The organism is Nonomuraea sp. CA-218870, from assembly GCF_050936535.1.
In the GTDB taxonomy this organism is placed as follows: Bacteria; Actinomycetota; Actinomycetes; order Streptosporangiales; family Streptosporangiaceae; genus Nonomuraea; species Nonomuraea corallina.
Genome location: NZ_JBNJMN010000001.1, coordinates 4533465 through 4547708, shown reverse-complemented (window position 1 = coordinate 4547708; position 14244 = coordinate 4533465). Strand labels below are relative to the sequence as shown.

At 73.5% G+C, this 14244-nt stretch carries 11 protein-coding genes; 5 read left to right on the top strand and 6 right to left on the bottom strand.

The genetic code is table 11. The features are described 5' to 3' along the window. Nucleotides 1-12: 12 nt before the first annotated feature. Nucleotides 13-1050 carry an LLM class flavin-dependent oxidoreductase gene (locus tag ACQEUU_RS22105; RefSeq protein ID WP_433068691.1) on the bottom strand — a complete coding sequence of 346 codons (1038 nt, stop codon included), beginning with the start codon at nucleotides 1048-1050 and terminating at the stop codon, nucleotides 13-15. Between the two features lie 136 nt (nucleotides 1051-1186). Continuing rightward, entirely contained in the window at nucleotides 1187-1948 is a 762-nt protein-coding gene (locus ACQEUU_RS22100; protein WP_433068689.1) for an SDR family NAD(P)-dependent oxidoreductase, read from the bottom strand. 148 nt (nucleotides 1949-2096) lie between these two features. Between ACQEUU_RS22100 and ACQEUU_RS22095 the strand changes: the two genes are divergently transcribed. After that, nucleotides 2097-4385 (top strand): HelD family protein, encoded by a 2289-nt coding sequence (locus tag ACQEUU_RS22095; protein ID WP_433068687.1) that lies wholly within the window; start codon nucleotides 2097-2099, stop codon nucleotides 4383-4385. Between the two features lie 50 nt (nucleotides 4386-4435). Here ACQEUU_RS22095 and ACQEUU_RS22090 read toward each other — a convergent pair whose 3' ends face one another. Continuing rightward, nucleotides 4436-4885 carry a MarR family winged helix-turn-helix transcriptional regulator gene (locus tag ACQEUU_RS22090; protein WP_433068686.1) on the bottom strand — a complete coding sequence of 150 codons (450 nt, stop codon included), beginning with the start codon at nucleotides 4883-4885 and terminating at the stop codon, nucleotides 4436-4438. A gap of 108 nt (nucleotides 4886-4993) precedes the next feature. On the opposite strand from ACQEUU_RS22090, the gene ACQEUU_RS22085 reads away from it, so the two are divergent. From ACQEUU_RS22085 to ACQEUU_RS22075, 3 genes are all read left to right on the top strand, one after another. After that, the gene (locus ACQEUU_RS22085; protein WP_433068684.1) at nucleotides 4994-8251 is read left to right on the top strand and encodes an efflux RND transporter permease subunit; all 3258 of its coding nucleotides are present in this window, start codon (nucleotides 4994-4996) and stop codon (nucleotides 8249-8251) included. A 162-nt stretch (nucleotides 8252-8413) separates the two neighbouring features. After that, nucleotides 8414-9844, top strand: a complete 1431-nt coding sequence (purB, locus tag ACQEUU_RS22080) for an adenylosuccinate lyase (protein ID WP_433068682.1) — start codon at nucleotides 8414-8416, stop codon at nucleotides 9842-9844. Nucleotides 9845-9908: 64 nt separating this feature from the next. After that, the gene (locus ACQEUU_RS22075) at nucleotides 9909-10763 is read left to right on the top strand and encodes a GNAT family N-acetyltransferase (RefSeq protein WP_433068681.1); all 855 of its coding nucleotides are present in this window, start codon (nucleotides 9909-9911) and stop codon (nucleotides 10761-10763) included. Nucleotides 10764-10795: 32 nt separating this feature from the next. Here the strand turns inward: ACQEUU_RS22075 and ACQEUU_RS22070 are convergent, their stop codons facing one another. Together ACQEUU_RS22070 and ACQEUU_RS22065 are read right to left on the bottom strand one after the other, a co-directional pair. Continuing rightward, nucleotides 10796-11959, bottom strand: a complete 1164-nt coding sequence (locus tag ACQEUU_RS22070) for a cation:proton antiporter (RefSeq protein WP_433068679.1) — start codon at nucleotides 11957-11959, stop codon at nucleotides 10796-10798. A 4-nt stretch (nucleotides 11960-11963) separates the two neighbouring features. Beyond that, nucleotides 11964-12443: a cation:proton antiporter regulatory subunit gene (locus ACQEUU_RS22065; RefSeq protein ID WP_433068677.1), complete on the bottom strand. Its 480-nt coding sequence runs from the start codon at nucleotides 12441-12443 to the stop codon at nucleotides 11964-11966. Between the two features lie 205 nt (nucleotides 12444-12648). Between ACQEUU_RS22065 and ACQEUU_RS22060 the strand changes: the two genes are divergently transcribed. Then, a complete protein-coding gene (locus tag ACQEUU_RS22060; protein WP_433068675.1) occupies nucleotides 12649-13665 on the top strand; it encodes a DUF4037 domain-containing protein in 1017 nt (338 codons plus the stop codon). Nucleotides 13666-13705: 40 nt separating this feature from the next. On the opposite strand, the gene ACQEUU_RS22055 is transcribed toward ACQEUU_RS22060, so the two are convergent. Beyond that, a complete protein-coding gene (locus ACQEUU_RS22055; RefSeq protein ID WP_433071932.1) occupies nucleotides 13706-14158 on the bottom strand; it encodes a MarR family winged helix-turn-helix transcriptional regulator in 453 nt (150 codons plus the stop codon). Nucleotides 14159-14244: the final 86 nt, after the last annotated feature.

The window sequence follows — 14244 nt, the reverse complement described above, 5'->3', positions numbered from 1 at the left end:
GCTGAACCCCTTTCAGGCGTTCAGCTCGGCCAGCCAGGCGAGCTGTTCCAGCCGGTCGTCCACGGTGGGCGCGTTCAGGCCGACGATCAGCCTGGTCGCGCCCGCCTTGCGGTAGGCGGCCAGGCGCTCGCGCACCCGCTCAGGGGTGCCGCACAGCGTCAGCGCGTCCACCAGGTCGTCGGGCAGTTCCTCCACGGCCGCGCCGAGGTCGCCGTCGAAGTAGGCGTCCTGCACCCGGCTCGCCGAGTCGCCGAACCCCAGCCGGTGCGCCAGCCGGTTGTAGAAGTTGACCCCGCGCGTGCCCATCCCGCCCAGGTACAGCGCGAGCATGGGCCGCACCATGTCGCGGGCGTAGTCGGCGTCGTCGTCGACCATGGCCATCACCATGGGCGAGACCTCGACGCGGGAGGCGTCGCGCCCGGCGCGGGCCGCCCCTGCCCGCACGTGCTCCAGGGTCTCGGCCAGGTGCTCGGGCGGGAAGTGGATGGGCAGCCAGCCGTCGGCGATCTCCCCGGCCAGCCCGGCGGCCTTGGGCCCCATGGCGGCCAGGTGGATCGGCAGCGGGCGCTGCACCGGCGCCGCCTGCAGGGTCAGCTCCTTGCCGCGGCTGTCGGGCAGCGGCAGCGTGATCTCCGGGCCGTCGTGCCGTACGGGACGGCCGTCGAGCGCGGTGCGCACCACGGCCACGTAGTCGCGCAGGTGGGCCAGGGGCCGCTCGTAGCGGTGGCCGTGCCAGCCCTCGGCCACCTGCGGCCCGGAGGCGCCGAGCCCGAGCAGGAACCGGCCGCCGGACAGGCGGTCGACGGTGGCCGCGGCCATGGCGGCGGCGATGGCCGTCCGCCCGGTCACCTGGATCACCCCGGTGCCCAGGCGGATCCGCTCCGTTCCCGCCGCCAGCCAGGCCAGCGTGGTGACCGGATCCACCCCGTACCCCTCCGACGCCCACACCGAGTCGTAGCCGAGCCGCTCGGCCTCCCGCACCAGCTGGAGCTGGGCCTCGTGGGTGGCCGCCACCGGCCCGAGGGTGCCGATGCTGAATCCGAGTCGCACAGCCGCCTCCACATCCTGTCGATCTTGTCCCCACCTTCTCCCAAATCGCCGGTCGGCGCCACATTTTCGGGAGAATGCGCCGGGTGTACGGGACAGGGCCGGAACTACTGATCTACTTTGTAAAGGCGCCGGGCCGTCAGTGCACGGAGAAACCGCCGTCGACGAAGAGCATGTGGCCGGTGACGAACGCGGCCGCGTCGCTCGCCAGGAACACCGCGGCGCCGGCGAAGTCCGCGGGCACGCCGTTGCGGCCGGCCATGTGGCGGGCGGCCATCTGCTCGACGCGGCCGGGGATGGCCTGGGCGGGCTCGGTGAGCGGGGTGAGGACGAATCCGGGGATGATCGTGTTGACCGACACGCCCCGGCCGGACCACGCCTCCGCCTGGGAGCGGGTGAGCCCGGCGAGCGCGGCCTTGGCGGCGCCGTAGACGCCGCTGTCGCCGAAGGCGCGCACGCTCTGCTGGGAGCCGATGTTGATGACGCGCCCCCAGCCCCGGCCGGCCATGAGCGGCCCGAAGTGCTGCCCGAGAAGGTAGGGGGCGGTCAGGTTGACCGCGATGGTCTGCGCGTAGTCGTCCTCGGTCAGCTCGGCCATGGGCTTGCGGATGTTGTTGGCGGCGTCGTTGACCAGGATGTCGATGTGGCCGGCCTGCTCGCACACGCGGCGCACGGCCTCGCGGTCGCCGAGGTCGGCGGCGATCGTGCCCGCGGTGACGCCGTGCCCGCGCAGCCGGTCGGCGGCCCGGTCGAGCCCGGCCCGGCCGCGGGCGACGATGACGACCTCGGCCCCGGCGCGGCCGAGCGCCTCGGCGATGGCGTAGCCGATGCCGGAGCTGCCGCCGGTGACCAGCGCGCGCCGCCCGGCGAGGGAGAACAGGCTGTGCAGGTAGTCAGGCATGATCGGCAAGCTAGCACGCGGGCGCGGAAGGCCGATCGCCGGGAGATGGGTCGCCGGGAGAGATTGCCGCGCACGCGGGCGCGGCGTACGCTTGATCGCTCCACAACAAGCGTTTCTCACAACTCAACCGATAGGATTATACCACGCTATGGCTAATCGTCAAGATGCTCTCGCCGAAGCCCTTGACACCGAACAGCGGGTCGTGTCGGGACTCTACGACCGGCTCGACGCGGCCCGCGAACGGGCTGCGTCGGCCCTGCGGGCGGTGCACGGCCGCGGCGGCGCCACCCGCCAGGCCATGGTCGAGCGCGAGGCGCTGGCCGGCGAGCACGCCCGCCGCCTGGCGCGGCTGAACGCCGTGGAGCGCGGGCTGTGCTTCGGCCGCGTCGACGACCGCGGCGGTGAGACCGTCTACGTCGGCAGGGTCGGCCTGCGCGACGAGGAGGGCACGTCCGTGCTCGTCGACTGGCGGGCCCCGGCCGCGCGCCCCTTCTACGTGGCCACCGCCACCGACCCGGGCACCCTGGTGCGCCGCCGCCATCTGCACCTGCGGGGCCGTACGGTGACCGGGCTGGACGACGAGGTGTTCGACCTGGAGGGGATGAGCGACGGCGAGCGCCGCGCGCTGGTGGGGGAGGCGGCGCTGCTGGCCGCGCTGCGCCGGGGGCGGACGGGCCGGATGGGCGACGTGGTGGCCACCATCCAGACCGAGCAGGACCGGGTGATCCGCGCCTCGCTGCAGGGCGCGCTGGTGGTCCAGGGCGGGCCGGGCACCGGCAAGACGGTGGCGGCGCTGCACCGTGCCGCCTACCTGCTCTACACCCACCGCGACACGCTGGAACGGCGCGGCGTGCTGGTGGTGGGCCCGAACGCGATGTTCCTGCGCTACATCGGCCAGGTGCTGCCGTCGCTGGGGGAGACGCAGGTGGTGATGGCGACGCTCGGCGAGCTGTTCCCCGGGGTGCGCGCCGTGGCCGCCGACCCGCCGGCGGTCGCGGTCGTCAAGGGCGACCCGCGGATGGCCGGCCTGGTGGCCGCCGCGGTGCGCGACCGCCAGCGGGTCCCGGACGGCGAGTTGGTGGTGGAGCTGGACGGCCTGCGGCTGCGGGTGCCGCACGAGACGTGCGCCGGGCTCCGGGCGCGGGCGCGCGCGGTGCGGCTGCCGCACAACATGGCGCGCAAGCTGTACGTGACGGAGATGCTCAAGGAGCTGGCCAGGGCCGAGGCCCGCGCCCTCGAGGAGGGGCTGCGCCTGGCGGAGATGGACCTGGACCCCGGTGAGCGGGAGCTGGCCGGGCCGCTGAACCTGGAGGACGACCTGGACGAGCTCGACCTGGCGGTGGCGGCGGAGCGGCTGTGGGCGCAGCCGGAGGTGCGCGAGGCGATCGACGGGCTGTGGCCGGACCTGACGCCGCAACGGCTGGTCGGCGAGCTGCTGGCCTCCCCCGAGACGCTGGAGTCGCTGTCCCCGCCCGGCCTGGACTGGCGGGCGCTGGTGCGGCCGGCCGGCGCCGGGTGGACGGTCGGTGACGTGCCGCTGCTCGACGAGGCGGCGGAGCTGCTGGGCGAGGACGACTCGGCGGTGCGGGCGGCCGGCCGCCGCGCCGAGACCGACCGGGAGTCCGGCCGGCTGTTCGCGCGGGAGGTGCTGCAGACCACCGGGGTGCTGGAGGAGGGCGTCTTCCAGCGGGACGACGAGCTGGCCGAGCGGCACGCCGACACCGGGGCCGAGCTGACCACGGCCGACCGGGCGGCGGCGGACCGCACATGGGCGTACGGGCACGTGATCGTGGACGAGGCGCAGGAGCTGTCGGCGATGGCGTGGCGGCTGGTGATGCGCCGGGTGCCGGCCAAGTCGCTCACGGTGGTCGGCGACATCGCGCAGACCGGCTCGGCGGCCGGGGCCCGCTCGTGGGGCGAGGTGCTCGATCCGTACCTGGAGGGCCGCTGGCGCGAGGAGCGGCTGGAGGTGAACTACCGGACCCCGGCCGAGATCATGGAGGTGGCGGCGGACGTGCTGGCGGCGATCGACCCGTCGCTGACGCCGCCGCGCTCGGTGCGGGAGGGCGGGGCGCCGCCGAGGGCGGTGCGCGCGGGCCTGGCGGAGCTGCCGGAGCTGGTCCGGGCCGAGCTGGCGGCGGTCGGCGAGGGCCGGGTGGGCGTGCTGGTCCCGGACGCGGCGCACGCCCCGGCGGCGGCGCTCTTCCCGGGCCAGGACCTGGACGCGCCGGTGGCGGTGCTGACCGTGACGCAGGCCAAGGGGCTGGAGTTCGACGCGGTGATCGTGCTCGATCCCGCGGCGATCCTGGCCCAGTCGCCCCGGGGGGCGCAGGACCTGTACGTGGCGATCACGCGGGCGACGCGGCGGTTGACGGTCGCCTGCGAGGGCCCGCCGCCGCCCCCGCTGTCCCGCCTGACGATGGAATCTACTTTGTAAAGGCGGCGGGCCGGTGACCACGACGCTCGCCCGTACGGGCGGAAACCCCGCTACGACGCCTCATGCGGCTGGGCGGCGGCCTCGTGCAGGCGGACGGTGACGTGGTGCAGGCAGCGGAGCGTCTCGGTGTCGAGGTGACTCATGATCCGCCGGTACTGCCGCAGGCCGGCGTCGTTGATCTCCTCGAGGAGGGTGTGCCCGGCGGGGGTGAGCTCGACCCGGCGCACCCGCCGGTCCTGGGGGTCCTCGTGCCGGCTGACCAGGCCGTGGGCGACCAGGCGGTCGACCAGGCCGGTGACGGTGCCGAGGGTGACGCCGAGGTTGTGGGCGAGGTCCTGGCCGGTGGCCGAGCCGTTGGCGGCGACGAGCATGATGACCTTGAGCTGGCGCATGGTGAGATTGGACGCGAACAGCGGCGACTGGTGTCGGGCGAGGGCCCGGCCGATGTCGCGCTGGATCTCGATGATCTGGTGGATCAGGTCGTCGCGTTCGTCGTTCACGTGCACCTCTCGCTTCCTGAGAAGGTTATCAGGAACGTCGCATGAGGTTAAATATTCGTTCAAGGCGAAGTGTTAGTCTGGGGCCGACATCTTGAAGGGAACGACTCCATGACCGCATTCGCCCGGTTGAGCCTGGCCAACCGCAGTCTTGTGATCTTGATGGCGGTCGTGCTCAGCGCCTTCGGCCTGTTCACGATCCCGCAGCTGAAGCAGCAGTTGCTGCCGTCGCTGAGCTTTCCCGGCGCCTTCGTGGTGGCGGCCTATCCGGGCGCGTCGCCCGACATCGTCGAGGAGCAGGTCACCGAGCCGCTGGAGGACTCCTTCCAGGGGCTGGCGGACATGGAGTCGATGACCTCGACGTCGAAGGAGGGCCTGGCCCAGATCCAGGTCGCCTTCACGTACGGCACCGACGTGGAAGCGGCGGTCAGCCGGATGCAGCAGGCGGTCAACCGGGTCCGCCCCCAGCTGCCGGGGACGGTCGATCCGCAGGTGGTGGCGGGCAGCACCGACGACATCCCGGTGCTGGTGCTGGCCGTGGGCGACGGCGGCGACCCGAGGGAGATGGCCGACAAGCTGACCGGCATCGTGCTGCCGGAGCTGCGGGCGATCGACGGGGTGCGCGAGGCGCAGCTGACCGGCACCCGCGACGAGGTGGTGACGATCACGCCGGATCTCGGGAAGATGGCGCTGGCCGGGGTGTCGGCGGCGCAGATCCCCGAGGCGCTGCGCGCCAACGGCACGCCGATCCCGGCCGGCTCGGTCGTGGAGGACGGCACGTCGCTGACCGTCCAGGTCGGCACGCGGGTCGACTCGCTCAAGGACATCGAGAACCTCTACCTCGCCCCCGCCCAGCCCTCCGCGGGCCAGCCGCAGACGGGCCAGCCGCAGACGGGCCGGCCCCAGACCGGTCAGGCCCAGACCGGTCAGGCTCAGACCGGTCAGCCCCAGACCGGTCAGCCGCAGAACCCGCAGCAGACCGTCCAGCAGAGCGCGCCGAAGCCGGTCAGGCTCGGTGACGTGGCCACCGTGGAGCGCGGCCTGGCCGACGCCACCACGATCACCCGCACCGACGGCAACACCAGCCTGGGCGTGTCGGTCACCATGGTGCCCGACGGCAACGCGGTCGCGATCTCCCACGCCGTGCAGGACAAGCTGGGCGACCTGAACCGCGCGCTCGGCGACGGCTCCGACACCGCGATCAGCGTCGTCTTCGACCAGGCCCCGTACGTGGAGGAGTCGATCGCGAGCCTCACCACCGAGGGCATCCTCGGCCTGATCTTCGCGGTGCTGGTCATCCTGGTGTTCCTGCTGTCGGTGCGCTCCACGCTGGTGACCGCGGTGTCGATCCCGCTGTCGGTGGTCATCGCGCTGCTGGCGCTGTGGCTCGGCGACTACTCGCTCAACATGCTCACGCTCGGCGCGCTGACGATCGCGATCGGCCGCGTGGTGGACGACTCGATCGTGGTGCTGGAGAACATCAAGCGCCATCTCGGCTACGGCGAGGCCAAACGGGCGGCGATCCTGACGGGCGTGCGCGAGGTGGCCGGCGCGGTCACGGCGTCGACGCTGACCACGGTGGCGGTGTTCGCGCCGATCGCGATCGTGGGCGGCATGGTGGGCGAGCTGTTCGCACCGTTCGCGATCACGGTGACGGTGGCGCTGCTGGCCTCGCTGGTGGTGTCGCTGACCGTGGTGCCGGTGCTGGCCTACTGGTTCCTCAAGGCGCCGAGGCTGACGCCGGCGGAGGCCGAGGAGCAGCGGCGCAAGGCCGAGGCGGCGGAGCTGCGCTCGCCGCTGCAGCGGGCCTACCTGCCGGTGCTGCGCTTCGCCACCCGCTTCAAGGTGGTGACGCTGCTGATCGGGGTGGCGGTGTTCGCGGCCACGATGGGCATGGCGGGCAGCCTGCAGACCAACTTCCTGGACTCCACCGGCCAGGACACGATCGCGATGAGCCAGCGGATGCCGGCGGGCACCGACCTGAAGACCACCGACGAGGCCGCCGCCAAGGTCGAGGACGTGCTGGACCAGGTCGACGCGGTCGAGTCGTACCAGGTGAACGTGGGCGGCGGGAACGCCATGATGGGCGGCACCGGCGGCGGCACCGACCGCGCCTCCTACTCGATCACCATCAAGGACGGCAGCGACACCCCGGCGGTGGAGCAGGAGCTGCGCGACCGGATGGCCAAGGTCTCGGGCATCGGCGAGGTGACGGTGGGCGGCGCCTCAGCCGCCGGGTTCTCCACCGACAGCGTCGAGGTGATCGTGCGCGCCCCCGACCCGGACGCGCTGCGCTCGGCCGCCGACGCGGTGGCCGGCGCGATGGGCCAGGTGGCGGGCCTGCGGGACGTGGCCTCCAACCTGGAGACGAGCGCGCCGCGCATCGAGGTGCGGGTCGACCGGGAGAAGGCCGCGGCGCGCGGCCTGAGCGAGGCGCAGATCGGGCAGACGGTGGCGCAGGCGTTCCGCGGCGCGCCGCTGGGCGAGCTCACGCTCGACGGCCGCCCGAGCGACCTGGTGCTGCGCGCCGGCGAGGCGCCCGACGACGTCAAGGCGGTGCGCGACCTGCGGCTGCCGACGGCGTCAGGGCTGGTGAAGCTGTCGTCGGTGGCCGAGGTCGAACGGGTCGACGGCCCGACCCAGATCACCCGGATCGACGGCGAGCGCTCGGCCACGGTCTCGGCCAAGGCCACGGCCGCCGACCTGGGCAGCGTCACCCAGGAGCTGACCCGCGAGCTGGACGCGCTGAGCCTGTCCGCGGGCGCCGCCTACGAGATCGGCGGCGCGTCGGCCGACCAGGAGGAGGCCTTCGCCGACCTGGGGCTGGCGATGCTGGCGGCGATCGCCATCGTTTTCATGATCATGGTGGCGACGTTCCGGAGCTTCGTCCAGCCGCTGATCCTGCTGGTGTCGATCCCGTTCGCGGCGACCGGCGCGGTGGGGCTGCTCGTGGCCACGGACACCGCGATGGGCGTGCCGGCGCTGATCGGCATGCTGATGCTCATCGGCATCGTGGTGACGAACGCGATCGTGCTGATCGACCTGATCAACCAGTACCGCGAGCAGGGCATGGGCGTCGTGGAGGCGGTCATCGAGGGCGGACGCAGGCGGCTGCGCCCGATCCTCATGACGGCGGTGGCGACGATCTGCGCGCTGATGCCGATGGCGCTGGGCGTGACGGGTCACGGCGGGTTCATCTCGCAGCCGCTGGCGATCGTGGTGATCGGCGGGCTGATCAGCTCGACGCTGCTGACGCTGGTGCTGGTGCCGACGCTGTACACCATGGTCGAGCGGGCCAAGGAGCGCATGCGGCGCACCCCGGCCGCGCCGCGCCCCGAGACGAAGGTGCTGGAGACGGCCGCCCCCTGAGCGGCCTTCCGCACGGTCGCCCGTGGCCCCTCCTGGGAGCGGCCACGGGCGACAGTGCGGAGCCCGGCGGTCAGGCCGGCTCCGGCGGCCGCCCGGGGTTCCCGCACGCGTGTCGTCACCCCTGCCGTGCCGCCCGGCCACCTGGACATACACTTGTCCAACGTGACTTCCAAGCCGCGCATCCCCGACGTCCTGGCCGCCCGATACGCCTCCGCCGAGCTGGCCCGCCTGTGGTCCCCCGAGCACAAGGTGATCGCCGAGCGGCGGCTGTGGCTGGCGGTGCTGCGCGCGCAGGCGGAGCTGGGCGTGGCGGTGCCCGACGCCGCGATCGGCGACTACGAGAAGGTCCTCGACCAGGTCGACCTGGACTCGATCGCGGCGCGCGAGCGGGTGAGCCGCCACGACGTCAAGGCCCGTATCGAGGAGTTCAACGCGCTGGCCGGGCACGAGCAGGTCCACAAGGGCATGACCTCGCGCGACCTGACCGAGAACGTCGAACAGCTGCAGATCCGCGACAGCCTGCTGCTGGTCCGCGACCGGGTGGTGGCGCTGCTCGCGCGCCTGGCCGGGCTCGCCGCCCGCTACGACTCGACCGTGCTGGCCGGCCGCTCGCACAACGTCGCCGCCCAGGCCACCACCCTCGGCAAGCGTTTCGCCGGCGCCGCCGACGAGCTGCTGGTCGCCTACCGGCGGCTGGACGAGCTGATCGCCCGCTACCCGCTGCGCGGCGTCAAGGGACCGGTGGGCACCGCCCAGGACATGCTCGACCTGCTCGGCGGCGACCACGCCAAGCTGGACGCGCTGGAGGAGCGCGTCTCGGCCCACCTCGGCTTCGAGCGCCGGCTGACCAGCGTCGGCCAGGTCTACCCGCGCTCGCTCGACTTCGAGGTCGTCACCGCGCTCGTCCAGCTCGCCGCCGCCCCGTCCTCGCTGGCCAGGACGATCCGGCTGATGGCCGGCCACGAACTGGTCACCGAGGGCTTCAAGGAGGGCCAGGTCGGCTCGTCGGCGATGCCCCACAAGATGAACACCCGTTCCTGCGAGCGGGTCAACGGCCTGGCCGTGGTGCTGCGCGGCTACGCCTCCATGGTGGGGGAGCTGGCCGGCGACCAGTGGAACGAGGGTGACGTGTCCTGCTCGGTGGTGCGCCGGGTGGCGCTGCCTGATGCGTTCTTCGCCTTCGACGGGCTGGTGGAGACCATGCTGACGGTGCTGGACGAGTTCGGCGCCTTCCCCGCGGTGATCTCCGCCGAGCTGGGCCGCTACCTGCCGTTCCTGGCCACGACCAAGATGCTCATGGCGGCGGTCCGCGCCGGGATGGGCCGCGAGCGGGCGCACGAGCTGATCAAGGAGCATGCGGTGGCGGCGGCCCTGGCGATGCGCCAGAGCGGCGCGGCCAACGAGCTGCTCGACCGGCTTGCCGGGGACGAGCGGTTCCCGCTGGGCCGGGCGGAGCTGGAGGCGCTGCTGGCCGACCGGGTGTCGTTCACCGGTGCCGCCGCCGACCAGGTGCGGTCGGTCGTCGAGCAGGTGGGCCGCGTGGTGGCCGAGCATCCCGGCGCGGCCGCGTACCGCCCGGCCGCGATTCTGTGACCCGCGGGTTCGTGACCCGCGGGTTCGTGATCGGCGGGTTCGTGATCGGCGAGGTCGGTGACCGGTGAGGATCCACGAACTGGTCTCGCTCGACGGGCTGCGGGCCGCGTGCGGTGACGACGACCTGGTGGTCTGGAACGCCCAGGACCTCGGTATGCCCCGGCTTCCGCCGGGTTTCCCGCCCCGGCCGGGCCCGGCTCGGGCGTGGGCGGCGGGCGGCGCTGTCGTGGCCGCGGCGCCCATGGTGTCGCGGCGCGACCGGCTGGCGGTGTGGGGGGAGGCGGCCGACGCGGCCGACCTGGTCCGGCACGCGCTGGCCGAGCTGGGGCCGTCCTACCGGCCGTGGGGCGAGCGGGAGCTGATGGCGCAGGTGACGGCGAAGGTGGACGGGCTGGAGGTGGCGGGCGCCTTCTCCTGGATGACCCTGCCCGCCGGGGCGGACCCGCTCGCCGCGCTTCCCGGTCCGGCCCGTGCCGGTGAGGTGAGTGCCGGTGCCGCCCTTGCCGGTCCGGCCCGTGCCGGTGGGGTGGAGGCCGGGGAGGTGGGCTGGCTGGGCGCGGCGGCCGCGGGGGAGGTGGCCGCGCTGCTGGCGGCGGACGCGCCCGACTCCTACGCGCGGCCCGCCGACCCGGGGGTGCGCCGGTGGGCGGGGCTGTGGGTGGACGGGGTGCTGGCGTCGGTGGCGGCCGACGCGTGGCCTTCCCCGTCGGCGGGGCTGCTGGCGGGGGTGGCGACCAGGGCCGCGTTCCGGGGGAGGGGGCTGGCCGAGCGGGTGTGCCGGTGGGTGTCGGCGGAGCTGGTGGCGTCGTACGGGCGGGCGGCGCTGATGGTGGACGACGACAACGCCGCGGCCATCGCTGTTTACCGGCGCATCGGGTATCGGCTGCGGCCGGTGCTGGTCTCGTCCGTGAGCCAATAAATCTACATTGTAAAGGCGAAGGGTCTGGATACTCAAATCCGTTGAAGCCCCCGAAAAGACCGCCGACCGGGACGGGCTCCGGCGAAGCGGGTGATGAGCGGCCCCGCCACTGCCAGCAGCAGCACGTAGGTGGCCACCAGAGGCGCCAGGACGGGATGCTGGGGTCCGGCCAGCCCGACGATGACGATGGAGAACTCTCCCCGGGCGATCAGCGCGGCGCCCGCGCGCAGCCGGCCGCGCGGGCCCACCCCGTCGCGGGAGGCGGCGTACCGGCCGGTGAGCATCTTGGCCGGCCCGGTGACGAGGGCCAGCGCCAGCGCGGCCGGCAGCACGGGCAGCATGCCCGCCGGCGCCACGGAAAGGCCGATGACCAGGAAGAACACCGCGGCGAACAGGTCACGCAGCGGTTCGATGACGGCGCGGGCCCGTTCGGCGATCTGCCCGGTGAGGGTCAGGCCGACCAGGAAGGCGCCCACCGCCGCCGAGGCGTGCACGTACTCGGCGAGCGCCGCCACGACCATGGTGAGCCCGAGCATGCGCAGCATGAGCTGCTCGTTGTCCGGGTGCTCCACGAGCCGGCCGATGTGGTGTCCCCACCGGGAGGAGACGGTGAAGGCGGCCAGTACCGCGCCGACCGCGACCAGCGCCCCCGTCGTGGCCTGCCACCAGCTGCCGCCGGAGGCCAGCACGGCCAGCACCGGCAGGTAGGCGGCCATCGCGAAGTCCTCCAGCACGAGCACCGACAGCACCGACGGGGTCTCCCGGTTGCCCAGCCGCCGCAGGTCGCCCAGCAGCCGGGCGATGATCCCGGAGGAGGAGATGAAGGTGGCGCCGGCCAGCGCCAGGACGCCGACGCCGTCGAGGCCGAGCCACCAGCCCGCCACGGCGCCGGGGACGGCGTTGAGCAGGTCCACGCCGGCGGAGGGCAGGTGGTGGCGCATGCTCGTGCCGAACTCCGCGGTGGAGAACTCCAGGCCCAGGGCCAGCAGCAGCAGCACGATCCCGATGGAGGCCCCGGCCTGGAGGAACTGCCCGGCGGTGGCGACGTGCGGCACGCCCGCCGCGCCGAACGCCAGCCCGGCCAGCAGGTAGAGCGGGATCGGCGGGAGGGTGGCGCGGCGCGCCAGGGTGCCCAGAACGCTGAGGGCGATCAGGACGAGGCCCAGCTCCAGCAGGAGCGCGAGCGAGACGTGCACCCGCTCAGCCCCTGATGATCCGTTTGGCGCCGTCGATGCCTTCCGGGGTACCGACCACGATCAGCACGTCCGCGGCCTGCAGCACCTCGCCGGGGCCGGGGGAGGCGATCACGTCCGGGCCGCGGACGATCGCCACGATCGAGGCGCCGGTGCGGGTGCGCACGCGTGTGTGCCCGAGCGGGCCGCCGGCGTACGGCGAGGCCGGGGTGACCCTCACCGGCGCGGAGCTCAGTCCGGGCAGTTCCCGGGTCAGGTCGGCGAACCGCTCGGCGATCCGCGGCGCGCCGAAGATCTGGGCCAGCGCCTCGGCCTCGTCCTCGTTCAGCCGGAACAGGGGCCTGCCCTCGTCCGGGTCGTCGCCGCCGTAGCCGACCACCTCGAACTCGCCCGTACGGCGGGCCACCACGCCGATCCGGTCGCCCGCCCGCGTGGTGAACTCATACCGCAGTCCCACCCCCGGCAGCAGCACCTCGTTCACGTCCATGCGGCCATCATCGCCGCAGGCAGGCGCCCTCTGTGGGATGTCGCCGCGGCGCCCTGGCGCCTCTCCATGGGCGCCGGCCGTCCGTGACGGGGGGCGGCGGGGGTTAATTCGGATGAGGTTGCCGGGAACGTCAGGCACAGTGGACGGCGTGATGTCCGATTTCATGCCTGGTATCGAGTTGTCCCGCGCCTTCTACGGTGAGGTCGTGGCGCCGTTGGTCGCCGGTGTCCCGCACAGTGCCGCGCTGATCGGTCCTGGGTCGGAGGTGCTGGCGTTCGACACGAGCCGTTCGGCCGACCACGACTGGGGGCCGCGGGTGCTGGTGTTCGTCCCGGCGGGGCTGGTGGCGGAGGCGGAGGCGCGAGTGGCGGCCGGGCTGCCGGAGCGGTTCCGGGGCCATCCGACGGTCTTCGACTATCGGGGGGAGCGGCGGCCGGGGGTGGTGGTGACGGAGCTGGAGGTGTGGCTGACGGGCCGGCTCGGGTTCGATCCGCGGCGCGGGGTGACGCTGGTGGACTGGTTGTCGGCGCCGTGGCAGCGGCTGGCGGAGGTGACCCGGGGGGAGGTGTTCCACGACGGGCTGCCGTCCCCGGTGGGCGGGCTGGAGGCGGCGCGGCGGGCGCTGCGCTGGTATCCGCAGGACGTGTGGCGGTACGTCCTGGCCTGTCAGTGGTGGCGGATCGCCGAGGAGGAGGCGTTCGTGGGCCGGTGCGGCGAGGTGGGGGACGAGCTGGGGTCGGCGGTGGAGGGGGCGCGGCTGGTGCGGGAGGTGATGCGGCTGGCGTTGCTGCTGCGGCGGCGTTACCCGCCGTACGCCAAATGGCTGGGCAGCGCGCTGACGCGGCTGCCGGGTTCGGCGGAGCTGGGGGAGGCGCTGGGGGCGGCGCTGGCCGCCCGCTCGTGGCGGGAGAGGCAGGAAGGGCTGTCGGCGGCGTATCGGAGGCTGGCCGCGTTGCAGAACCGGGTGGGGCTGGCGGTGCGGCTGGACGAGGGGGTTCGGGGGTTCCATGACCGGCCGTTCGAGGTGATCGGCGGAGAGCGGTTCGCGCGGGCGCTGCTGCGGGAGGTGTCGGATCCGCTGGTGCGGGGGCTGCCGGTGGCGGGGTGTGTGGATCAGTTGTCGGATTCGACCGATCTGCTGATGTCGCCGCCCCGGGCGCGCGCGGCGACGGTCGCCGCGCTGGGCCTGGCGGGCTCGTCCTGTGACGGCCTGGTGGCCTGACCCGTACCGGGTGACGCGTACCGGGTGACGCGTGGGTGCGTCAGCCGGGCTGGTGGGCGCGGCGGGCGGCCTCGATGACGCGGGTGAGGGACTGGTGCAGGTCCTGCAGTTCGTCGAGGCTCATGCCGAGGCGGGCGACGATGGCCGGGGGGATCTTCTCGGCTTCGCCGCGCAGCCGGCGGCCTTCGGCGGTGAGGGTGACGCGCAGGGCGCGCTCGTCGGCGCTGCTGCGCTCGCGGTGGATGTAGCCGAGGCCCTGCAGCCGTTTGAGCAGGGGGGACAGGGTGCCGGCGTCGAGCTGGAGCAGCTCGCCGAGCTCCTTGACCGACAGGGGCTCGTGCTGCCACAGGGCGAGCATGGCGAGATACTGCGGATGGGTCAGGCCCAGGGGCTGCAGCAGCGGCCGGTAGAGGCCGATCACGCCGCGGGAGGCGATGCTGAGCGCGAAGCACACCTGCCGGTCGAGGGCGAGGAGGTCTGTCGCCTCCGTCACAGGCTTCACGTGTGCCCACCTCCGGCTGCCCCTGGTAGATTGGTTTGTGCACTAACTATTAGTGTACAAGCAGCTGCCGCGCAAAG